The following is a 20,829-nucleotide window of genomic DNA, read 5'->3' as shown; positions in this document are numbered from 1 at the left end:
AGATCTAATAAGTAGTGGATAAAAGCATCTTTCATCCTTAGAAACCATTGACCCCAGCCCCCACCCCGGCTACGTTGGTTCCTACCTACCCCGAAGGAGGAACCATGTTACTGGCAGAAGCATTAGCAGAGCGCGCGCAGGCGCAGGAACGGCTCAATGAGCTGCGCGAGCGCCTGCTCTCCGTCGTCCGCGTGCAGGAGGGCGATACCCCGGACGAGGATCCGGCCGAGCTTTTGCGCGAGTTGGAGGGCATTACCGGGCGCATCGATAAGCTCGTGCAGGCCATCAATGCCACGAACGTGGCCACCGATTTTGATGGCGAGAAGAACTTGATGCAGGCACTTGCGCTTCGCGATGGCCTCGTGCGCACCCGCCGCATCTACCACGACCTCGCCCAGGCCGCGGGCGCGCGCCAAGACCGCTACTCCCGCGCGGAGATTAAATTCGTGGCCACGCTGCCGGTAGCAGAGCTGCGCAAGCGGGTCGATGACCTGTCCAAGCAGTACCGGGAGCTTGATACCCGCATCCAGCAGTTGAACTGGAATACGGAACTGATAACTTCATAGCGAAGCTTTAGTCATGCCACGCCGCGCGCGTGGCGGTAGCCTTTACGCACTTGCAGCGAGTATGCCCCCGCCTTCGAGGGGAAATTCGAGGACATCTAGGCACCCTTTGGCGTTAAAGGGTTGAGGAAGTTCGAGTCTTCCCACCGTATTGATGACCGCGCCGGCACAGGGTACACGGGTACATTGCGGGTAACCCCTCGCAGTTATTGAGTATCGATCATTACCAGCATGCTGGGCAGTGCGTAGAGGTGAGGGTTGGGAATGGGGACTAAACTTTTTCGCGCCCACTATGCTGGGCGCTATGAGCGAGCAGAAGAAATACAGCACCGATAATCCATTCCGCGAGGAATTGTGGCGCCCGGTTGAGGGCTTTGGGGATCTCACGGACGTCACCTATCACCGCCTGGCGGCAGACGGGCGCAAGAATGGCATCGTGCGCATCGCCATCGACAGGCCAGAGGTGCGCAATGCCTTCCGGCCGCACACCGTGGATGAGCTGTACCGTACCTTGGATCACGCCCGCCGCACGCCGGATGTGGGCACGATCTTGCTTACCGGCAATGGCCCATCGCAAAAAGATGGGGGTTGGGCGTTTTGTTCCGGCGGTGACCAGCGCATTCGTGGGCGCTCGGGGTATCGCTATGCCACCGAGCACGCCCACGATGATGCCACGGCGGATGAGTCCAGCGTCGATGAGGCCCGGGCCAAGGTCGAAGGCGGCCGCCTGCACATCCTGGAGGTCCAGCGCCTCATCCGCACCATGCCCAAGGTGGTTATCGCCGTGGTCAATGGATGGGCCGCCGGCGGTGGGCACTCGCTGCACGTGGTCTGCGACATGACCGTGGCCTCCCGCCAGGAGGCACGCTTTAAGCAGACGGACGCGGACGTTGGATCCTTCGATGCGGGCTATGGCTCGGCCTACCTGGCCAAGATGGTGGGCCAGAAATTCGCCCGCGAGATCTTCTTTTTGGGCCGCACCTACGATGCCCAGCGCATGTATGAGATGGGCGCGGTCAATGAGGTCGCAGACCACGGCGAGCTCGAGGACGCCGCCATCCGCATGGGCCAGGAGATCAACATGAAGTCCCCCACCGCCCAGCGCATGCTGAAATTCGCGTTCAACCTCACCGATGATGGCCTGATGGGCCAGCAGGTCTTCGCCGGCGAGGCCACCCGCCTGGCCTATATGACCGATGAGGCCGTCGAGGGCAAGCAGTCTTTCTTGGACAAGCGCGAGCCCAACTGGGACGAGTTCCCTTACTACTACTAAGGAGTGCCCCGCACCGTGCTCATCGCATTCTGTATCCTGCTCGCGGTCCTCGCCGTCGCGGGCGTTCTCGGCTCCCGCGTGTGGATGCTGCGCCGCATTAAAGAGGCCGAGGCCAATAACGAGCGGCCCTTTGATCAGGAGGACACGTACCGCTGATTCCTGCATCGACTCACCCCGGCCGCAACCGGGGTTTGTCCCGCTGTGGCCTTAAGATCTAGTGCCGTGACTATCCTCGCCCCCTTGCCCGTCGACCCGCACGATCCCGCGGCCATCCTGCCGGACCTCGAATCCGCCATTGCCGGTAGGTCCTGCTTTTTGCCGCTGCCGCTTGCCGATGCCACCCGCGCCACCCTCCTGCGCAATTCCCAACGCGCCGGCGAGCCCATCGCAGAGGACATCGCGCTCGTGGTCTCCACCTCCGGGTCCACCGGCACCCCAAAGGGCGCGCAGCTAACGCCGGCCAACCTGGTGGCCAGCGCCGATGCCACCCACCAGGTCCTCGGTGGCCCTGGGCAATGGCTCTTGGCGATGCCCGCCCACCATATCGCCGGCATCCAAGTCCTCGTCCGATCCCTTGTGGCCGGGGTGGATCCGCTCTGCCTCGATCTCAGCGCGGGCTTTAATATCTCTGCCTTCGCCCGCGCCGCCGCGGAGCTTTCCCGCACTGGCGACCGCACCTACACTGCGCTCACCCCGCTGCAGCTGGCCAAGGCCATGGACTCGCAGGAGGGCATCGATGCGCTCCAGAGTTTCGATGCCATCTTGGTGGGCGGTGCCGCCATCCACCCGCGCCTGCACGCCGCGGCCGCGGACCAGGGCATCACTATCACCACCACCTACGGTTCCTCCGAGACCGCCGGCGGCTGCGTCTACGATGGCCGCCCACTGCCCGGTACGACGGCCCGCGTCCAGGACGGCCGCATCTTACTCGGCGGGCCCACCATCGCGCGGGGCTACCGCAATGCCCCAAGCCACGAGGCATTTCCCGGAAACGGGTGGTTTGCCACTTCCGATGCCGGCGTCATCGAAGATGGCATCCTCACCGTCACCGGACGCCTCGATAATGTCATCGACTCCGGTGGGTTGAAGCTGCACCCAGAGGTCTTGGAACGTGAGATCCTCCGGGTGCCGGGGGTTGACGAGGCGTGCGTCCTCGGCATCCCGCACCCGCGTCTAGGCCAGGCCATCGTGGCCGCCTATACCGGTAATGCCGAGCTTGGCGATATCTTCGAAGCCCTCGAAGACGCCGAACTCCCCCGCTGGCAGCTACCAAAAGATCTAAAGCGCCTCGCGGAATTTCCCACCACCGGTCCTGGCAAGGTTGACCGCCAGGCCGTCGCCGCCCTCTTTAACGCATAGCCCCACCGCAGGCCCCAGCCTCGACTCCGGCCCTGACTTCCTGATTGCTGTACGCCCACTACGCAGTGGCACAATGGTGGCTATGACTTCATCAGCCGGTAATTATTCCGCTACCGCACAGGATTGGATCAATGGCGCTCGCCCGCATACGTGGGCCAATGCCTTCGCACCCGTAATCGCAGGTACGGGCGCGGCCTTCGGCATTAATAGCGGGCATATCGGCCGCGCGCTGCTCGCACTCATCGTGGCGTGGGCGCTAATCATCGGCGTGAACTTTGCCAACGACTATTCCGATGGCATCCGCGGCACCGATGATGACCGCACCGGTCCGCAGCGGCTGACCGGCAGCGGGCTTGCACAACCGCGCCACGTGAAATACGCCGCCTTTGGCTGCTTCGCCGTCGCCGGCCTGGCCGGAATCATCCTGTCTCTGGCCGCTGGTGCCTGGTGGCTCATTATCATCGGTGCGCTGTGCATCGCTGGTGCGTGGTTTTATACCGGCGGCAAGAACCCCTACGGCTACCGCGGCCTGGGCGAGGTCGCCGTCTTTATATTCTTCGGCCTCGTCGCCGTGCTCGGCACTGAATTTACCCAAGCCGGCCGCATTTCCTGGACTGGCCTGGCACTCGCCATCGGCATCGGCGCCATGAGCTCCGGGGTGAACCTGGTCAATAATATCCGCGATATTCCCTCCGATGCCGAGGCCGGCAAGATCACCCTCGCGGTGCGGCTGGGCACTAAAAACGCCCGCCTGCTCTTTACCGGCCTGCTGCTCTTGCCCTTCGTGCTCACCATCGCGGTTGCCTTCGGCAGCTGGCTCGCGCTGGCCGGCCTGGTCTACTTCCCGTTTGCACTCCGCGCGGTACGCACCGTCAACCGCGGCGCCACCGGAGCCGAGCTCATCCCCGTGCTGGGGCTGACCGGGCGCGCCATGCTCATCTGGGCCGTGATCGAGGCCATCGCCGTCGCCCTGGTCTAGTCCAAGGCTAAGCTTCTGCGCCTAGGCCTCCGCGCGGCCTTCCAATTCGGCCTGCACCCAACGCTTGTGCGCCTTGCGTTGCGCGGAGTATTCCGCCAACGTCTGTGTGGCCTCGATGCGCCAATTTTTAAAAATCAGCATCGATAGCGGCAGGGCGACAAAGAGCGCCAAGAGCGCTGCCACGAGGACGGGGATGGGGAAATCAATCGCTACCGCCAGCAGCTCAATGACCGCGGTGAGCGCGATAAAAAGCACCACGCGCGCGAGCCCGTATTTCCATAGCGCCTTGCGGGAGCGACGGCGCAGTTCGGGGTCCGGTTTTGGTGGCTCAGGGTTGTGCGTCATGGGGGTCGATTGTACGCCGTACAGGTAGAATAATCCGCATGGGTCGACTAATCCTCCTACTGCTTTTTGTCCTCGCCGCCTACCTGGTGTGGAAGGCCTTTGGGCCATCATCCTGGAAGTCCCGCCAGGTTGAAGAACAACCGCGTTCCATCAAGGGCCCCGATGATGACGAGGAGTTCCTGTGGAACCTGGAAAAGGAGCGCTTCAAGCAGCGCCGCAAGCAGGAGGCCGAGGAAGAAAAACGCCGCCAGCGCCGCACTCGCGACGCCGACGGCAACGGTGATTCAAAGGGCCAGGACGACAACCAGGATTAATCCTTTGGCACGAACCGCATCTCAAGTCCCAGCGCTTCTGCCACGGCGGTAACCTTTTCCCACCGCACGCCTGCCCCACCGTGTTCGATGGTGTGGAGGGTGGAGCGGGAGACTTGGGCGGCATCGGCAAGCTGCTGCTGGACGATGCCCAACTCCCGCCGCCGCTGCGCAATCTGCGCGCCCAAGCCCAGGATGAGCTCGTTATCGCCGGCGGGCTTTCCCTGCTTATTGCGCGGGCTATGGTTGGTGGCCATTTAGTTCAGCCCCGCATAGGAGTGTAGGCCGGAGACCACCATATTGATAAAGAAGAGGTTGAATACCATCACCGCCATCGCTAGGACGTTGATCCACGGCGCGGCCTTGCGGAAGGCCGGGGTCGCACGGGCGTGCAGGTAGGCCGCATAGAGGATCCAAGTGGCAAAAGACACGGTTTCCTTCGGGTCCCAGCCCCAAGGCCGGCCCCACGCGGATTCTGCCCAAATGGCGCCCAAGATGATGCCTAGGCCCAAGGTGGGCAGGGTGATAACGCCCAAGCGGTATGCCAGGCGGTCAATCTTTGCCGCGGACGGCAGCGGATAAGCCAGCGCGCCAAAGAAGCCGCGTTCGGCGTCCTTTGGCTGCCACAGGCGCAACAGGCTCAAAAGCGAGGCGATGCCGGACACGATGCCGATGGACGCGCCCAAGGACACCACCGTGACGTGAATGGGCAGCCAGTGCGATTGCAGCGCCGGCACCACCGGTGCGGAATCCGCATAAAGCTTGGTGGAACCGTAAAACATCAGCGCCAGCACCGGGGTAAGGATCCACGGCCAGACCGTGCGCCATTCCTTGCGCTGCATGGCGATATTTCCCACCAGCAGCACGCCGAAGCACACCATCAATACGTATTCGTAGAGGTTGCCAAACGGGAAACGGCCCGTGGCCAGCCCGCGCAGGACGATTGCCGCGGCGTGCAAAGCAATGCCAACCCACATCAGCGAGGTGGTCATTCCGCCGAGCTTATCCAGCTTGCGTTCCTTCTCCGCGACTTTTTCCTCGCTCGAGGTGGCGGCCGCAGACGACGCCTCAGCCTCGTAATCGGTGCTGGCAGCTGCTGCGCCCGTGCCAGTGGCGGCGTCAGAGCCGGTGGCCGCGTCTGTGCCGGTGCCAGCCCCGGTGGCGGTCCCGGCCGCGGCGCCAGCCTCGGCCCCTGCGCCGACCAATACCTTGGACGCCTCCGAGCGACCCACGCGGCGCGCCTCGATGAGGCTGCGAATGCGGCCGTAGTACAACAGCGACATAAATAGCGCGACGCAGTACACCACGAATGCGGTCTGCACCGCGAGATCCGAGAAGTTCGACAGATTCTGATCGATCTGCAAGGGAGTCCACCTAGCCTTCACACGTGCGGGATAATGCTGAATACCTTACTCATGCACACAGCGGGATCCAACTATAGTTGGATTAATCATCAGTATAGAGTTTGTCTTCTTCCACCTCATCTGGATCCGGAAGCTCCAAGAGCGCGCGGTGCAGCTCGTGGAATTCCTCGGACCAGCCGGCGCGGTCGGTGCGGGCGAGACCACCCATCTCGATGGTGGTGCCGCCGGCGGAATCCGGCCGCAGGCGAATATAGACGCGGCGGCGCTTAATCATCAATGAGGCCACCAGGGATACCAACATGATCAGCGCGGATGCCAGCACCCACTTCTGGAATGGGTCATAGGAGACCTGGTAATTAGCAAACTCATTGGCGCCGTTGAAGGTGATCTTGGTGCCATCGTCAAGCGTGACGTCATCGCCCTGGCTCAGGTTCACGCGGTCGATCTTTTGCAGCTGGCCCGAGTGTACGAGGCTTGTGTCCAGCGAGAAGAGCGACTGCGGCGTACCGGTATCGAGGCCAGCATCGCCGCGGTAAATATCGACCGCCAGCGCCGGATCATTCAGGCCTGGGTGGGAGGACTGCAAAAGCTTACCGTTCTCACCGCTCCACTCGGCCGTCGGGGCGAAGAGGCCCTGGATGGCCAGCTGGTTTTGGCGGCGCTCGAAAAGATCCGGGTACATGCCCGCAGGCGGGTCAAAGCGCAGCACGCCCGAGGACAGGAAGAAGGTCGTGTCAGTGGGCTGGAATTGGATGGTCTGCGTGCGCTTTTCACCATCCGGCCACTCCACGGTCACCGTCGGCGCATAGCCGTGGCCCTGCAAGTAGACGCGGTTTTGCGCCAGGCGCAGCGGGTGGTTGACCTTGAGCTCGTAGTCCTTCCATTCGGAAGGATCCTTATAAATATCGTCGCCTTCCGCATAAGAGACATTGGAGGTAAACATCTCCGCCTGGCCATTGGGCAGGTACTTCGCGGTGAAGTCGTGCGCGGTCATGCAGAAGGGGTGGAGCCCAGTGCCATCGAAAAGCGGCCCTGCCCGGAAGGAGTCAAAGTTCGAGGTAGAAGTATTACAAAACTCCGTGGACTGCTCCAGCGAGGTATTGCCGCCCTGCGAGCCGGACTCCGTCACCACGATGACCTGGCCCTCGTAGTTGACCAGGCGCCCGGCGGCCACGGTGACCAGGATCGCCACCAGCGCGACGTGGAAAATGAGGTTGGCCAGCTCGCGGCCGTAGCCGCGCTCAGCGGAAAAGGCGTGCACCCCGGCGCGATCCTTCTCCGGGGCGTACTCGGCCACGCGCCACCTTTTCAGGCGCTTGTGGATCTCCGCGCTGAGTTCTTCCTCGCTCTTATCCGAATGCCCCTCGGCGCTCAGCGGCAAGCGGTGGAGGTACTTCGGCGCGCGCGTGGGTTGTGTGCGCCACGCCTTGTAGTGATCGATGGAGCGCGGAATGATGCAGCCAATGAGCGAGACCGCCAACAGCAGGAAGATGGCTTGGAACCAGATGGAGGAAAAGACATCAAAAAGCTGCAGCTTATCGTAGATTTCCGCTACGGTGCCATTGGATTCGATGAACTCCTGCACGTTCTGCTCGTTCAGATCGCGCTGCGGCAAGAGGGAGCCGGGGATGGCGGCGAGCGCCAGCAGGAAAAGCAGGGCCAGCGCGGTGCGCATGCTGGTAAGCCAGCGCCAGGCTTTGCGGATATATTTCACGTTTCTCCTAAATGAGGGTTGCGCCGTAGTCCAAGGTCCATTTCTGGATATAGGAAATAAACTCGCCCCACAGGCCGGTAATCAGGGCAACGCCCACGAGGATCATCGCCACGCCGCCGATGATCTGAATGGTGCGCGAGTGCTTGCGTGCCCACGAAATGGTGCGCATCGCCCGCGCGGACCCCAGCGCCACCAGCAGGAACGGCAGGCCAAGGCCCAGGCAATAGCCCACGATGAGCAGGGCGCCGCGGGCTGCGGTCACGCCTTCGGTGCCGGCGGAAATGGACACAATCGCCGCCAGCGTGGGTCCCAGGCACGGCGTCCAGCCCAGCGCGAACACGCCGCCCAAAAGCGGCGCGCCCAGCCAGGTGGTCCAGCGCTTCGGCGCCAGGCGGGTGTCTTTCTGCAGCGCCGGAATCGCACCCAGGAAAACCACGCCCATCAAGATGGTGATGCCACCGCCCACGCGCATCAGCGTATCGGCGTTGAGCGTGAGCGCGGAAATCGCGCCAAAGACCGAGACCGTCGCCAGCACAAAGACCACGGTAAAGCCCAAAATAAAAAGCGCTGCCGCCAGCACGACGGCCCATTGCCTGCGCTTGCCGACGCCCACCCCCAACTTCTCGTCATAGTTCACCTCACCGCCAACAACGCTGGCAAGGTAAGAGATATAGCCGGGCACCAGCGGGATGACGCAGGGGCTGGCAAAGCTCACAAGCCCCGCCAGAGCCGCAGCAAGGATGCCGAGGATCAACGGGCCGGAGGTGGCAGCTTCGGCAAACTGACCGCCGATATTTGCTGCGTAATCCATTTATTCCTTTTCTAACTTATCCACAACTTCCATCACGTCATCGGTAGTGATGGACCGCAAGAAAACGGTAGCCGGACGGTGCTGTTTATCCAAGACGATCGTGGTCGGCACCACGGACGTAGGCACGCCGCCGAGCGCCGCGGCCGTCTTAAACGGCGGGTCATAGATGGAGGGGTACTCCAAGCCGTTATCGTCCAAGAAGTCATTGGAGACCTGCGGGTTATAGTCGCGCACGTTAATGCCTAAGACCGTACCCAAGTCGCGGTCTTGCAGTTCGGCGTGTACCGCCTGCAAGTCATCGGCCTCGGCGCGGCACGGCGCGCACCACTGTCCCCAGGAGTTCAAGACCACGACTTCGCCCTCGTAGTCATCCAAGGAAATGGTCTTATCCGTATCGCGGACATCGGCGCCGCTGAAGCTGCGCAGCGGTTTCCTATCGGCTTCCTCGTAGTGGATTTCCCTCTCCCCGCCCGGGGAGATGAATTCAAACTCGCCGCCGGTAGCCACCGCATTTTGGGCGTTTTCGGCGTCCTGCGTGCAGGCGGTCAAGGTCAGGGCGGTTGCAGAAAGCGCGGCTGCCACAACGCGCGTTGCCGCACGGGTGCGTGTGCGTGCCATTAAATCTCCTGCGCCGGCGCGGAGTAGAAGATATCGGTGACCTGGTTATCCTCAAAAAGCAGCGAGGTTACCGAAGCCAGCGCGCACTCGCGATTCCACGGCGCATGCGGCAGGCGCTGGCCCAGCACCGTGCGCTGCACCATCACGATGGGCAGCTGGTGGCTCACCAGCACGGCCTCGTGCCCCTCCGCCGCAGTATGCGCGCGGTCGACCGCCCCGAGCATGCGCTCGGCGATGCCCTCATAAGCCTCGCCCCACGACGGCTCCAGCGGGTTGACCATCTTGGGCCAGTGCCGCGGATTCCACAGTGCCGAGCGCAGGCCCTTGGTGCGCAGGCCTTCGAATTGGTTACCGGACTCAATGAGCGTCTTATCGACGTCCACATTTAGCCCCGTTACCTGCGCAATCGGCCGCGCCGTTTCCTGCGCGCGCTGCAGCGGCGAGGCCGCCAAATAGGTCACATCATGATCGCGGAAGCTTTCCGCCGTCCGCGCGGCCATGGAATGCCCGCGCGAGGATAGGTGGTAGCCCGGGATGCGCCCGTACAGGATCTTTCCTGGGTTGTGTACCTCGCCATGGCGCACGAGGTGAACGATGGTGCGTGTCATGTCTCTCCTTGTTGAGTAGGCCTTGTTGCGCAGGCCTTATTGTGCGGGACGCGCTGCAGCCGCGGCCTTCGCGGCGGGCTTGAGGGCGGCATCGATGCGCTCGAAGTCGGCATCGCCAAGAGCATCAGAGACGAACCAGGTCTCGAACGCGCTCGGTGCCACGTAGATGCCGTTTTCAAGCAGCGCGTGGAAGAACGGGGCAAAGCGGAAGTTCTCCGCTGCCTGCATGTCCGCGAAGTTGCGGCCCTCGCCCTCTGCAAAGCGAATGGAGAACATGGATGCCGCGCGCTGAATGTGGTGCGCCACGCCCTCGGCCTCCAGCGCGGAGGAAATCATCGCGCCAAGCTGGTCGGCCTTTTCTTGCAGGCGGGGGTAGAGGGATTCATCGGCAAGCTGCAGCGACTTCAGGCCCGAAGCCATCGCCACAGGGTTACCGGACAAGGTGCCCGCCTGGTAGACCGGACCATCCGGTGCCAGGTAGTCCATGACCTCGGCGCGACCGCCAAAGGCCGCGGCCGGCAAGCCACCGGAAACCACCTTGCCAAAGGTCACCAGGTCCGCCGCCACGCCATCGACGCCGTACCAGCCCTTATACGAGGTGCGGAAGCCGGTCATGACCTCGTCGAGGATGAGCAGGGCGCCATCGGCATGCGCGATTTCCTTCAGCGCCGCGTTGAAGCCCTCATTCGGGGCCACGGTGCCCATATTGCCGGCAGAAGCCTCCGCAATGATGCAGGCAATCTGGCCCTCGTTCTCCGCGAAGGCCTCGCGCACCGCATCCAGGTCGTTATAAGGAACGACGATGGTGTCCTTCGCCGTCGCACCCGTAACGCCCGGCGAATCCGGCAGGCCGAACGTCGCCACGCCCGAGCCCGCCGATGCCAACAGCGCATCCACGTGCCCGTGGTAGCACCCCTCAAACTTCAGCACCTTCGCGCGGTCCGTATAGCCGCGAGCCAGGCGCACCGCCGACATCGTAGCCTCCGTGCCGGAGTTGACCATGCGCACCTTATCGGCCGCCGTGCGCTTGACGATTTCCTCCGCCAGCAGCGCCTCACCCTCCGTCGGCGTGCCAAAGCTCAGCCCACCGGTGGCAGCCCGCTGCACGGCCTCGACGATTTCCGGGTGCGCATTGCCGTGGATCATCGGGCCGTAGGAGCTTACGAGGTCGACGTACTCATTGCCGTCGACATCCCACAGGCGCGATCCTGCGCCCCGCTCGATCACGCGGGCCTGGCCGCCCACGGAGCCGAAAGCGCGCACCGGCGAGTTCACCCCGCCCGGGATCACTTTGGAGGAACGCTCGAACCACTGTTGCGACTGGGAAGTATTAGGCATGTCTGTCATTCTAGCGACTCGCGCGACATACAAAAGTTTGACTGTGCATGTCGATGGAATTCACAGCAACCCTCCAACGTTCCCTGAGGTTCCGTGATACGTCATAGAAAACGGCATTCCCGCTGAGATGGCACACTGGGGAGGTATGAAGATTGCATTCTTAGGAACTGGACGCATGGGCACTGAGCTTGCCCGCCACCTACTATCTGAGCACGAGCTCACGGTGTGGAACCGCACCACCGAGCGCGCACAACCGCTCGTGGACGAGGGCGCGGCGCGCGCCGATACCCCCGCCGCGGCCATCGAGGGTGCCGAGGTCATCATCACCTCCCTCTTCGGCCCCGACCAGATCCGCGAGGTGATCATCGAGCCGCAGCTTATCCCCGAGGGCATTACCTGGATCGACACCACGACGGTTTCGCCTGACGATGCCCGCGAATTCGCCGCCGCCGTCGACTCCTACGTCCACTCCCCCGTCGTGGGCTCGCTGGGCCCGGCGCGCGAGGGCAACCTGGGCGTTTATGTTGGCACGCCGGACGATGACCGCCGCGAGGTCGCCCTCGGCCTTGCCGAGGCCTGGGCCGGCGAAGAGAAGCTGATTGGGGTGGAAACGGCGGCGACGGCGGCCATCGGCAAGCTGCTGGCCAACCTTGCCCTGGCCGTGACCGCCGAAGGCCTGCTCGAGGCCCTGCAGCTCGGCGAATCCGAGGGGCTCGATTCCGAGGTCATCTTGCAGATGCTCGATATCACCGGCCTGTCGTTTATGTCCAATATGAAAGGCCCGTTCATCACCGGCGAGCGCAATACCGACCCCGGCGATTTCACCGTCGACGCCCTGGCCAAGGACGCCAAGCTCATGGAGAAGACCTCCGATAAGCCCCTGCCCGCCGTAACTGCTGCCATCGAGCGCTTCGCCGAGATGCAGGACATGGGCCACGGGAATCAGGACTTCTCGTCCATCTTCGTTTTCCGCAATAAGGGCTAGTTATTCACATGTCGCGTCAACGAACCGCGGCCTTTTAGCGCTTTTCGGGCGAGTTATCCACAGGCTGCGCTCGCGCGCCGCGCTTTAGTTGCGCTATCACCTTAAGCTGCGGGGCATGACAGCACTTCAGGCATACCTCGCGGCTTTAGCGCCCGGCATCGACATCGTCGCCGGGTGCACTGGCATGTCCGCCCGCGAGCTGCGCGCGGCCGGTGCGCCGAACCGGACTGCGCGCACGCTGCTCACGCTTGCCGATGCCTTCTTCTCCCCCACCTCCTTTTCCCGCCAACAACGCCGCGCCGTGGCCGCCGCCCGCGAACGCGCCCACGCGCTGCCAACACTCGAGGTCATCGAGCGCTACGCCACGCGCGCCAAGACCAAGCGCCAGGCGTGGCAGCTGCGGGTGGAGCTTTGCCGCACCGCCGCGGATACCGATGAGATGGAAAAACTCGCGCGCAAGAAGCTGCGCGAGATTAATCCGCCCACCCCGCCGCGCCCTGGCGTGCGCATTCGCCGCCGCAAAGACGCGCCGTGGACGCTCGCGATTACCGGGCCGTCTGCCCTCATCGCTGACTTAGAATCCAACTTGGACGAGGATGCGCCTTTAGATTCCGTCGCGGGGCTTTTCTCCGGCTCCGGCGCCGCCGCCCCGCGGCCGACGGTAACGACCAATGCGATCATCACGCTCGACGATCTCGACCGCATCATCGACGGTGACGGCGAGGAAATCACCATCCAACTCACCAATGGTGCGCGGCTTACCGGCGCCGAATTGGTCGCGCGCACGCTTTCCGAGCGTGGCCTTATCACCCTCGTGCATCCCTTCGAAGGCGCGGTAAACCTCTACCGCACCGAGCGCATGGCAAACGAGAAGCAGCGGCTCATGGCCGCCGCCGAAAATCCCGTCTGCCCGTGGCCGCGATGCAATTATCCCGCGGATAAGTGCCAAATCCACCACCTCGAAGCCTGGCAGCACGGTGGCGATACCAATATGGCCAACCTTGCGGCCTGCTGCTCATATCACAACGGCGTCAACGACGATGACCCGAATGCCCCACCTCGCCGTGGTCGCCTCGCCCGCAGACGCGGGCGGGTGGTGTGGCAACCGCCCTGGGCCGACACCGTGCCCGATGCCGTGCCCGGCCCCAGCGCCGGAACCTAGTGCTAGCGCCTAGCATAGGCCCCCAGCACGGACTTTCGGCACTGCCCCGTAGCGCTGGTTCCTAACACCGGTTCTCAGCACTGGAACCTAGCGCCCAGGGCCCGCTGCCATTCCCAGCCGAGGGACAGCTCCTCGCACATGCCAATTATCTGTGCGCATGTCAGGTTTCCGCACGCGCGGAATCAGCCGCAAGCGCCTGTTCAGGCAGCAGTAGCCCTGCTGCCTGTTTAGGCATGCCCAAAACCGATTCGCTCCAGCTCCGGACCGCGTCGCGGTACAGGCGCGGGACCGCCGGCGATTCTTAACTACCGGCAGCGTCAGCCACCGACTTCGCTAGCTGCAACCGACGCCAGTTGCAGCCGAGGCCAGCTTCTGATGCTAGATGCGGGTCCCAGCCACGCGAGCTAGCTGCTAGAGATGCGTGCGGCAGCAGCGCGCGCATCTGCGATGACCGCGGGCACGCCCACGCCGCCGGCCCAGGCACCCGTGGCGTCGACGCCTGGGGATTGGGACAAGGCATCGCGCACGGCGGCTACGGTGTCGAGGTGGGTGGCATCAAAGCGCGGCAGGCCACCGAACCAACGCTGGGTGAAGATTTCGGCAACGCCAGCCGCGCGGCCGTCGAAGCCAGTCAGGTGTTGCAGGTCATCGAGGGCGTAGTCCACGAGGTCGTCTTCTTCGGCGCGGACGATGGCGTCGTCGCCGAACCGGCCGAACGAGGCGCGCACCAGCGCCCCGCCGCGCTCTGCCAGGTGGGGCCATTTGCGCGACGACAACGTAAACGCCTTTGCGTGCACGTCATCTTGGTCGGTGGCTACGAGGATGCCGGAGTTTTGTGGCAGCGCGGTGCCGGAGGGATCGGTGTCGGATTCGAATTTGAGGCCCACGACTGCCGATGCCGCCAGCTTCACCCCCTTCAACCGCGTCGCCGCATCCGGCGCCACCTTGGGCAGCAGGCGCGCGGCGGTCGGCGCCGGGGTAGCTACCAACACGCGGTCGAAGGTCGCGGTATCGCCCGGCGCGCCGGTGAGGCGGAACTTATCGCCCTCGCGCGAGATGCCAGAAATGAACGTGTCAACGAAAATCTTCGCGCCGGATTTTTCCGCCAGGGTCTCATAGAGTTCGGCGTAGCCGCCGCGGAAGGTCTGGAAAACGGGCCCGCCGGCGCTGGGGTTATCTGCACGGGCTTTCTCAAGGGAGCGCACGGCCGCAGAGAGGGTGACGGGGCCGGAGGCGGCGAGGGTATCGAGGGCATCGGCAAGCGTGGGGATGGTGGCGCGGAGGCCAAGGTCATCGGCGGTGCATGAGTACACCCCGCCCAACAGCGCAGAAACCACGCGGTCCACCAGGTCCCCGCCGTATTGTTGACGCACCAACTCACCAACCGAGACGTCGCCGCCCACGGTCCACTCGAAAGGCTGCTCGTTATCGATGCGCCGCGCCGTCTCTTCCGAAACCAGGTGCGCAACCGGCGCGGAATGCGACGGAATGCCCATCACCCCGCCCTGCGGCAGGGCCTTGAGCTCCCCGCTGTAGACCAGCGAGCGCAAACCTGACGGGTCAACTAAACTCCCGGCAAGGCCGAGGGAGTGGAAGAACTCCACGGCATCGCGCCGACGGGCGAGGAAAGCCTCGGCACCCATGTCGGTGGGGCCGTCATTAAACGGCACGGAATACAGCTTGCCGCCAATGCGCCCGGCGGCCTCGAAAACCTCGACATCGTGATCGCGCAGTTCGTAGGCAGCGGTAAGGCCGGCGAGGCCGGCACCGATGATGGCAATACGCATTTAGCCCTCCTCGTGAATGATGGATACGGCGCGGGTGATGGCCTCCGCGTCGGTAGTGGGCAGCACCCCGTGCCCAAGGTTCCAGATATGGGTGTCGATATCGCCGCGCTGCTGGGCGCGCTCGACCTCGCCGCGGATGGTGCGCACGGCCTGGCGCACGGCATCGTCGCCGGCAAAAAGCAGCGCTGGGTCGAGGTTGCCCTGCAGCACGCGCGAATTCACGCGCTGCGCGGCGGTGTCCATGGCCACGCGGTAGTCCACGCCCATGACCTCGGAGCCGGCTTCGGACATCGCCTGTAGCAGCTCCCCGGTGCCCACGCCGAAGTGGATGCGCGGGATGTCGACGCTGGCCAGGATTTCCTGCGAATAGGGCAGCACGAACTCGCGGTAGTCGCGCTCGTTGAGGTAGCCGGCCCAGGAATCGAAAAGCTGCATGGCGTCAATGCCGGCATCGACCTGCACCTGCAGGTAGTTGATAATCGTGGGCACGAGCCGGCGCATGAGCATATGCCATGTCTCGGGCTCGGCGTGCATGAGCGCCTTGGTCCGCTCGTGATTCTTTGATGGCCCGCCCTCGATGAGGTAGCTCGCCAGGGTAAATGGCGCGCCGACGAAACCGATAAGCGCTTGGGTCTCGGTCAGCTCGTCGAGGATTCCCGCAATGCCTTGGGCGACTTCAGGCACGTCAGCTTCCAGAATAGGCAGCTTGCCGATGTCCCCCTTCTCCCTCACCGCCTTCTCCATCACCGGCCCGCGGCCGGGCACGATGTCAACGTTGACGCCGGCGGCCTTGAGTGGGACCACGATATCGGAAAAGAGGATGGCCGCGTCCACGTCGTGGCGGCGCACCGGCTGCAGGGTGATTTCTGCCAGGAGTTCCGGCATGAAGCAAGAGTCCAGCATGCTGATGCCCTCGCGGGCGGCGCGGTACTCCGGCAGGGAGCGACCAGCTTGTCGCATCAACCACACCGGCGGGCGGGAGGGAGTGCGGCCGAGGGCGGCGTCGATAATGGGGGCGCGGTTAAGTCGAGACATACCCCTCATTATGAATCAAAAGTTGGAGCAGGGGCTAATTTGCCGCGCCTTTGCCCGCGCGCTTCATGCGTGTCAATGGCGCCTCGGCTTGCGCGCTAGCCCTGCGTTCAGCGTCCGTCAGCCGTAGGCCAGCTGCGCACTAACCTCGCGTGAGGCGAGCGCTAGCCCTGCGATCAGCGCCCGTCAGCCCCGCCCGTGGAGGCTGCGGTGGGCGATAAACCGATTGGACTGGGGCCGGAAGAGCAGAACCACCGCGATAAGCAGCGTCACGGCGATAACCAATAAGCCAAGCCCGCCGATACCAAGCGCCAGGGCTGCGATATTGAAGAAGAGGGCAATCGCAATGACAACGGAAATAATGCGGCGCGCCCACTTCGATCCATTGGCGAGTTGCGCGGAAAAGAGCGCCAGAATGATTGCGCCTATGATATTAAACACCGCGACGAATAGGCGGTTCGACCGCACGTACTCGGCGACGCGCGAATCCGAGGGATCCATCTGCTCGCCGCCTCCGCCGAAGATGCCGACCATGCCACTGACCAGCATGATGACGGCGGCAACAACGAGAACCCAATACGCCCACTGGAGCGGGCGCGGCCACACGGACAAGTCTTGTTCCTGGGTGATGTTCTGTACGGGGCGGTTATAGTCGCGGGGCCCTGGGCGTTGATTCTTATCCGCAGGACCGTCGCTTTGACCATCATCGCGCCGGCCGTGGCCGGGGAACATGCTGGTCATCGGTTGACCCTGTCGTCATCGCCCCTGTTTTGGGAGCCGTAATTCCGCGGAGACTGATTGCGACCGCCTTTACCCTTGGGGTCCTTTTGCTTGGCGTCCTTCTCTTTGACGCCCTTCTCCTTGGCTTCCTGCTTTTCGCGCTTCTCGCGTTCTTTATCGCGGCGCGCCTGCTCGAGTTCCTTTTCCAGCTCGCGCATTTGCTCGAGCTCGCCGGTGTAGTCAAGGGTGTCGGGCTTAATGGAGAAGATGAGACCCAGTACGGCGGCGACGCCGACCAGGATTTGCACCATGCCGTCGGCGGCGAAGAGCCAGTCGGGGACGTCGGCACCCGCGGGCGTGACCATGAAGGTCAGAAGGATGCGGAAACCGAAGTAAATGGAAAAGGCGAACCAGATGCGGCGCGAGGTGCCCGCGCGTTTTGATGGCTCTGCCAGCGACTTCAGCAAAAACAGCAGCAGCACCAGCACGCCGATGGCAATGGCTGCCGACAGCGCCACCGATCCATAGGCAGCCATTTCAATAAAGGAATCCGATACCTCTTCGCCGTCCTCGCCACCCGAGGTGCTTTCGACCATCTGCTTGGCCTGTGCCATGAGCACATCGTGGTTGAGCAGGGTCAGCACCACGTTGAGGATCTGGTGGACGGTCTCGCCGACGACGACGCCCAGCCATAGCCACAACATGTAGACCACGGTCTCGGGGCGCTTGGAACCGCCCTTCGCGTCCTTGCCGCCCTGCCGGCCACCGCCAGTTTGATTCGGGCTCGGCTTCCCGTGCTGGCCGCGCTGGTTTCGCTGGTTCTGCGGTTTGCCCGACTGTGGCTCCTGCTGGCCGCGCGGTTTGCCGGGCTGCGGCTTGGGCCGCGATTCTCGTTGAGGCTCACGCTGCTTATCGCGCTGCGGCCCCGGGGTTCCGGGTTGTTGCCCCTGCTGGCCGTGCGGATCTCCGGGCTGTGCCCCTGGAGCACCCGGCTGCGGCTCCTGTTGACCGTGCTGCGGCCGCGGATCGCCTGGCTGTGGGCCTGGGTTGCCCGGCTCCGGCGACTCGGGGTGCGGCGACGGACGAGAAGAAGGCTGTGTCACAAAAATCCTTTACTTGAGCAGGCGTGCGGCTTCGGTGGCGAAGTACGTCAGGATCTGGTCGGCACCGGCACGCTTGAAGGCGGTAAGAGACTCGAGCATGATGGCCTCGCCATCGACCCAACCGTTTGCGGCGCCGGCCTTGATCATCGCGTACTCACCGGAGACCTGGTACACGGAGACGGGCACCGAGGAGGTCTCCGCGATTGCGGACAAGACATCCAAATACGGCAAGCCCGGCTTGACCATCACGAAGTCGGCGCCTTCCTCGATATCGAGCTCGGCCTCCAGCAGGGATTCGCGGAAGTTGCGCGGGTCCTGCTGGTAGGTGCGGCGGTCGCCCTCGAGGGAAGAGCCGACGGCCTCGCGGAAGGGGCCGAAGAAGGCGGAGGCGTACTTCGCGGAGTAGGCCATGATGGAGACGTCATCGCGCCCGGCTTCATCGAGGTCGGCGCGGATGGCGGCAACCTGGCCGTCCATCATGCCAGACGGCGAAATGATCTGCGCGCCGGCTTCGGCCTGGGAGCGGGCCATCTTTTGGTAGAGCTGGACGGATTCATCGTTAAGCACGCGGCCCTGGTCATCGAGGACGCCGCAGTGCCCGTGCGAGGTGAACTCGTCGAGGCAGGTATCGGCCATGATGATGAGGTCATCGCCAAATTCCTCGCGCAGGGCGGCAATGCCGCGGTTCAAAATGCCGTCGGGATTCCAGGCCACGGAGCCGGTGGCGTCCTTGTCCTTTTCCAGCGGAACGCCGAAGAGGTCCACGCAGGTAACGCCGGCCTCGAGGGCCTCTTCGGTCGCGCGGCGCAGCGAGTCAAAGGTGTGCTGGTACACGCCGGGCATGGAGGAAATCTCATTCGGCTCATCGAGACCGTCTGCGATAAACATCGGCAGAATTAAGTCCGATGGGCGCAGCGTGGTTTCGGCGACGAGGTTGCGCATCTGCGGCGTGGAGCGCAGTCGGCGGGGGCGGCGGGCAGGAAAAGAGCTCATTGGGTACTCCTTAGAGCGAGACTAAAAACTTACGCCTTCTCGACCTTAGTAGTCTTCTTGCGCGCGCGACGCTTCTTGCGGGGCGCAGGCAGGTTACCGGCGGCGCGGAGGGCGGCGACGTGGCTGGCGAGGGCATCGACAAGCGCGGGCACGTCCGCAACATCCGGCACGACATCGACGCGCAGACCCAGCTCTTCTGCGGCCGCGCTTGCCGATGGCCCGATGCACGCAATGATCGTCCGCTGGTGCGGCTTGCCGGCGATGCCCACCAGGTTGCGCACGGTGGATCCGGAGGTAAAGGCCACGGCGTCGAAGCCGCCGGTCTTGATCATGTCGCGGATTTCTGCCGAGGGCGGGGCGGCGCGCACGGTGCGGTAGGCCACGACGTCATCGACGTCCCACTGGAGGGCCTGGAGGCCATCGACAAGCGTATCGGCAGCGATATCGGTGCGCGGCAGGAGCACGCGGCTCACGGCGTCGATGTCCTCGACGTAATTGGGAAAGACCTCGAGCAGGCCCTCGGCGTTTTGCTTCTTCTTGTGCGGCAAAAGCTCCGGCACCATGCCCTTGGCGCGGATGGCATCGGCGGTCTTGGTGCCTACGGCGGCAAGGTGCACGCCGGCGAAATCGCGGGCGTCCAGGCCGAGCTGGGAAATCTTATCCCACACGGCGGTCACGGCGTTGACGGAGGTAAAGACGATCCACTTGTAGCGGCCCTCGACGATGCCCTTGATGGCGCGGTCCATCTGCGCCGGGTTGCGGGGCGGCTCAATGGAAATCGTCGGCACGTTTTGCGGGATGGCGCCGTAGCCTGCCAGGCGCGCGGACATGGGCCCGGCCTGTTCCTTGGTGCGCGGCACCAGCACGCGCCAGCCGTAGAGAGGGCGGTTTTCCCACCACGAGTACTTGGTGCGGTCATCGATGCTGCGGCCGAGCGTGACCACCAGCGGGCCGGACAGGTCCGCGTCCAGCTTGGCGATGGTCCCCAGCGTCGTCTCGTACGTGCGCTGCAGGCGCGTGGTGCCGTGGACGGTCACGAAAGCCTCGGTTTCCGCCGGCATGCCGCGCTGCTGCAGCTCGGTGGAAATCTCCGCGAGGTCATCCTTGGTGGCCTGCAAAACGATGGGCTGGGTGGCATTGGCGAGCGCGTCCCAGTCGGCACCATCGGTGACATCGGCCTCGGTGTACGTCGAACCCAGGGCTAGCCCGGCAAAAGACGGCACGGTTGAGGGCAGGGACATGCCCGGCACGACCTGGAATTCCAGGCCTGCGGAGGCCACGGCGTTGATCTCGGCTTTGATGGATTCGCGGTTGAGCGGGTTGCCGGTCACGAGGCGGATGACGTCCTCGCCATCGGCCTCGGCAAGGCACTCGCGCAGCTGGCTTACGATGTCCTCGCCCGGTCCGTAGACCACCGCGGCGGTTGGCGCCGGTGGGCGGGGCGGCTTGCGGCGCGCGCCCTTGGCCTTGGCATCGGCGCACATCTGCGCGTATTCCTCTTCCGCGGCATCCAACAGCTCTTGCGGGACGGGCAGCGCGGTGGCGACGGCATCGCGTACGCCCTGCATGACCTGCGGATCGGCCACGGCGATAGCGTTATTGGCCAGAACTTCGCGGGCGCGGACGGTCAGCAGGTCTGGGTTTCCCGGACCAGCGCCCACGAAGACGATCTTGCCCAACTGGGTGTCTGACACAGCATTGCTCATAAAGTTCTTTTCTAGATCTGGGCCCGCGGCACCGCACACGGACATGATCGCCTGCAGT

22 protein-coding genes are annotated in these 20,829 nt (G+C 63.9%); 8 read left to right on the top strand and 14 right to left on the bottom strand.

The annotated features are described in order from the left end of the window. Positions 1–104: 104 nt before the first annotated feature. From HMPREF1261_RS03960 to HMPREF1261_RS03945, 5 genes are all read left to right on the top strand, one after another. On the top strand, positions 105–566 hold the full coding sequence (locus HMPREF1261_RS03960) for a DIP1984 family protein (protein ID WP_023028233.1): 462 nt from the start codon (positions 105–107) through the stop codon (positions 564–566). Positions 567–867: 301 nt separating this feature from the next. Further along, positions 868–1,836 carry a 1,4-dihydroxy-2-naphthoyl-CoA synthase gene (locus HMPREF1261_RS03955; RefSeq protein ID WP_034658040.1) on the top strand — a complete coding sequence of 323 codons (969 nt, stop codon included), beginning with the start codon at positions 868–870 and terminating at the stop codon, positions 1,834–1,836. Positions 1,837–1,851: 15 nt separating this feature from the next. Further along, positions 1,852–1,992, top strand: a complete 141-nt coding sequence (locus HMPREF1261_RS12855; protein ID WP_023028231.1) for a hypothetical protein — start codon at positions 1,852–1,854, stop codon at positions 1,990–1,992. Between the two features lie 66 nt (positions 1,993–2,058). Then, on the top strand, positions 2,059–3,195 hold the full coding sequence (gene menE / locus HMPREF1261_RS03950; protein WP_034657904.1) for an o-succinylbenzoate--CoA ligase: 1,137 nt from the start codon (positions 2,059–2,061) through the stop codon (positions 3,193–3,195). Positions 3,196–3,268: 73 nt separating this feature from the next. Further along, on the top strand, positions 3,269–4,174 hold the full coding sequence (locus HMPREF1261_RS03945; protein WP_023028229.1) for a 1,4-dihydroxy-2-naphthoate polyprenyltransferase: 906 nt from the start codon (positions 3,269–3,271) through the stop codon (positions 4,172–4,174). 21 nt (positions 4,175–4,195) lie between these two features. Here HMPREF1261_RS03945 and HMPREF1261_RS03940 read toward each other — a convergent pair whose 3' ends face one another. Next, the gene (locus tag HMPREF1261_RS03940) at positions 4,196–4,519 is read right to left on the bottom strand and encodes a DUF4229 domain-containing protein (protein ID WP_023025118.1); all 324 of its coding nucleotides are present in this window, start codon (positions 4,517–4,519) and stop codon (positions 4,196–4,198) included. A 38-nt stretch (positions 4,520–4,557) separates the two neighbouring features. Here HMPREF1261_RS03940 and HMPREF1261_RS03935 point away from each other — a divergent pair, with 38 nt between their 5' ends. Then, a complete protein-coding gene (locus tag HMPREF1261_RS03935) occupies positions 4,558–4,833 on the top strand; it encodes a hypothetical protein (protein ID WP_005276761.1) in 276 nt (91 codons plus the stop codon). Here HMPREF1261_RS03935 and HMPREF1261_RS03930 read toward each other — a convergent pair. The 7 genes from HMPREF1261_RS03930 to hemL all read right to left on the bottom strand — a co-directional run bounded on the left by HMPREF1261_RS03930 (position 4,830) and on the right by hemL (position 11,292). Further along, a complete protein-coding gene (locus HMPREF1261_RS03930; RefSeq protein WP_023016668.1) occupies positions 4,830–5,087 on the bottom strand; it encodes a helix-turn-helix domain-containing protein in 258 nt (85 codons plus the stop codon). The genes HMPREF1261_RS03935 and HMPREF1261_RS03930 overlap by 4 nt on opposite strands. Next, positions 5,088–6,194 (bottom strand): c-type cytochrome biogenesis protein CcsB, encoded by a 1,107-nt coding sequence (gene ccsB, locus HMPREF1261_RS03925; protein WP_023030058.1) that lies wholly within the window; start codon positions 6,192–6,194, stop codon positions 5,088–5,090. It lies immediately after the preceding gene. An 82-nt stretch (positions 6,195–6,276) separates the two neighbouring features. Beyond that, entirely contained in the window at positions 6,277–7,908 is a 1,632-nt protein-coding gene (locus tag HMPREF1261_RS03920) for a cytochrome c biogenesis protein ResB (RefSeq protein ID WP_023030057.1), read from the bottom strand. A 7-nt stretch (positions 7,909–7,915) separates the two neighbouring features. Then, complete coding sequence (locus HMPREF1261_RS03915; protein WP_023030056.1) at positions 7,916–8,719, bottom strand: cytochrome c biogenesis CcdA family protein; 804 nt, start codon at positions 8,717–8,719, stop codon at positions 7,916–7,918. Next, entirely contained in the window at positions 8,720–9,337 is a 618-nt protein-coding gene (locus HMPREF1261_RS03910; RefSeq protein WP_023030055.1) for a TlpA disulfide reductase family protein, read from the bottom strand. Next, entirely contained in the window at positions 9,337–9,945 is a 609-nt protein-coding gene (locus HMPREF1261_RS03905) for a histidine phosphatase family protein (RefSeq protein WP_023016663.1), read from the bottom strand. Before HMPREF1261_RS03905 ends, HMPREF1261_RS03910 begins: the two co-directional genes overlap by 1 nt. A gap of 36 nt (positions 9,946–9,981) precedes the next feature. Further along, positions 9,982–11,292, bottom strand: a complete 1,311-nt coding sequence (hemL, locus tag HMPREF1261_RS03900; protein WP_023030054.1) for a glutamate-1-semialdehyde 2,1-aminomutase — start codon at positions 11,290–11,292, stop codon at positions 9,982–9,984. Between the two features lie 136 nt (positions 11,293–11,428). Between hemL and HMPREF1261_RS03895 the strand changes: the two genes are divergently transcribed. Then, on the top strand, positions 11,429–12,268 hold the full coding sequence (locus HMPREF1261_RS03895; protein WP_034657900.1) for an NAD(P)-dependent oxidoreductase: 840 nt from the start codon (positions 11,429–11,431) through the stop codon (positions 12,266–12,268). Between the two features lie 115 nt (positions 12,269–12,383). Then, the gene (locus HMPREF1261_RS03890; protein WP_023030052.1) at positions 12,384–13,430 is read left to right on the top strand and encodes an HNH endonuclease signature motif containing protein; all 1,047 of its coding nucleotides are present in this window, start codon (positions 12,384–12,386) and stop codon (positions 13,428–13,430) included. 404 nt (positions 13,431–13,834) lie between these two features. Here the strand turns inward: HMPREF1261_RS03890 and HMPREF1261_RS03885 are convergent, their stop codons facing one another. From HMPREF1261_RS03885 to HMPREF1261_RS03860, 6 genes are all read right to left on the bottom strand, one after another. Beyond that, a complete protein-coding gene (locus tag HMPREF1261_RS03885; protein WP_023030051.1) occupies positions 13,835–15,217 on the bottom strand; it encodes a protoporphyrinogen oxidase in 1,383 nt (460 codons plus the stop codon). Next, on the bottom strand, positions 15,218–16,252 hold the full coding sequence (gene hemE, locus HMPREF1261_RS03880) for a uroporphyrinogen decarboxylase (protein WP_023030050.1): 1,035 nt from the start codon (positions 16,250–16,252) through the stop codon (positions 15,218–15,220). A 183-nt stretch (positions 16,253–16,435) separates the two neighbouring features. Next, the gene (locus HMPREF1261_RS03875; protein WP_023030049.1) at positions 16,436–16,990 is read right to left on the bottom strand and encodes a hypothetical protein; all 555 of its coding nucleotides are present in this window, start codon (positions 16,988–16,990) and stop codon (positions 16,436–16,438) included. Then, entirely contained in the window at positions 16,987–18,072 is a 1,086-nt protein-coding gene (locus HMPREF1261_RS03870; RefSeq protein ID WP_023030048.1) for a proline-rich domain-containing protein, read from the bottom strand. The genes HMPREF1261_RS03875 and HMPREF1261_RS03870 overlap by 4 nt, the downstream gene beginning before the upstream one ends. A gap of 9 nt (positions 18,073–18,081) precedes the next feature. Beyond that, positions 18,082–19,065 (bottom strand): porphobilinogen synthase, encoded by a 984-nt coding sequence (gene hemB, locus HMPREF1261_RS03865; protein ID WP_023030047.1) that lies wholly within the window; start codon positions 19,063–19,065, stop codon positions 18,082–18,084. Between the two features lie 29 nt (positions 19,066–19,094). After that, complete coding sequence (locus HMPREF1261_RS03860; protein WP_232207982.1) at positions 19,095–20,771, bottom strand: uroporphyrinogen-III synthase; 1,677 nt, start codon at positions 20,769–20,771, stop codon at positions 19,095–19,097. Positions 20,772–20,829: the final 58 nt, after the last annotated feature.

Origin of the sequence: Corynebacterium sp. KPL1818, from assembly GCF_000478135.1 — a bacterium.
GTDB classification, from domain to species: Bacteria; Actinomycetota; Actinomycetes; order Mycobacteriales; family Mycobacteriaceae; genus Corynebacterium; species Corynebacterium accolens.
Note: the sequence above shows the minus strand (reverse complement) of the source record. Positions and strands in the feature narration are given on the sequence as shown.

Excerpts from the sequence above, each read along its gene's own strand:
- HMPREF1261_RS03895 (WP_034657900.1), top strand. The coding sequence starts at position 11,429 with ATGAAGATTGCATTCTTAGGAACTGGACGCATGGGCACTGAGCTTGCC.
- HMPREF1261_RS03930 (WP_023016668.1), bottom strand. The coding sequence starts at position 5,087 with ATGGCCACCAACCATAGCCCGCGCAATAAGCAGGGAAAGCCCGCCGGC.
- hemE (WP_023030050.1), bottom strand. The coding sequence starts at position 16,252 with ATGTCTCGACTTAACCGCGCCCCCATTATCGACGCCGCCCTCGGCCGC.
- HMPREF1261_RS03940 (WP_023025118.1), bottom strand. The coding sequence starts at position 4,519 with ATGACGCACAACCCTGAGCCACCAAAACCGGACCCCGAACTGCGCCGT.
- HMPREF1261_RS03955 (WP_034658040.1), top strand. The coding sequence starts at position 868 with ATGAGCGAGCAGAAGAAATACAGCACCGATAATCCATTCCGCGAGGAA.
- HMPREF1261_RS03860 (WP_232207982.1), bottom strand. The coding sequence starts at position 20,771 with ATGAGCAATGCTGTGTCAGACACCCAGTTGGGCAAGATCGTCTTCGTG.
- HMPREF1261_RS03915 (WP_023030056.1), bottom strand. The coding sequence starts at position 8,719 with ATGGATTACGCAGCAAATATCGGCGGTCAGTTTGCCGAAGCTGCCACC.
- hemB (WP_023030047.1), bottom strand. The coding sequence starts at position 19,065 with ATGAGCTCTTTTCCTGCCCGCCGCCCCCGCCGACTGCGCTCCACGCCG.
- HMPREF1261_RS03910 (WP_023030055.1), bottom strand. The coding sequence starts at position 9,337 with ATGGCACGCACACGCACCCGTGCGGCAACGCGCGTTGTGGCAGCCGCG.
- HMPREF1261_RS03935 (WP_005276761.1), top strand. The coding sequence starts at position 4,558 with ATGGGTCGACTAATCCTCCTACTGCTTTTTGTCCTCGCCGCCTACCTG.
- HMPREF1261_RS03905 (WP_023016663.1), bottom strand. The coding sequence starts at position 9,945 with ATGACACGCACCATCGTTCACCTCGTGCGCCATGGCGAGGTACACAAC.
- HMPREF1261_RS03875 (WP_023030049.1), bottom strand. The coding sequence starts at position 16,990 with ATGACCAGCATGTTCCCCGGCCACGGCCGGCGCGATGATGGTCAAAGC.
- HMPREF1261_RS03945 (WP_023028229.1), top strand. The coding sequence starts at position 3,269 with ATGGTGGCTATGACTTCATCAGCCGGTAATTATTCCGCTACCGCACAG.
- HMPREF1261_RS03890 (WP_023030052.1), top strand. The coding sequence starts at position 12,384 with ATGACAGCACTTCAGGCATACCTCGCGGCTTTAGCGCCCGGCATCGAC.
- HMPREF1261_RS03960 (WP_023028233.1), top strand. The coding sequence starts at position 105 with ATGTTACTGGCAGAAGCATTAGCAGAGCGCGCGCAGGCGCAGGAACGG.
- HMPREF1261_RS03885 (WP_023030051.1), bottom strand. The coding sequence starts at position 15,217 with ATGCGTATTGCCATCATCGGTGCCGGCCTCGCCGGCCTTACCGCTGCC.
- hemL (WP_023030054.1), bottom strand. The coding sequence starts at position 11,292 with ATGACAGACATGCCTAATACTTCCCAGTCGCAACAGTGGTTCGAGCGT.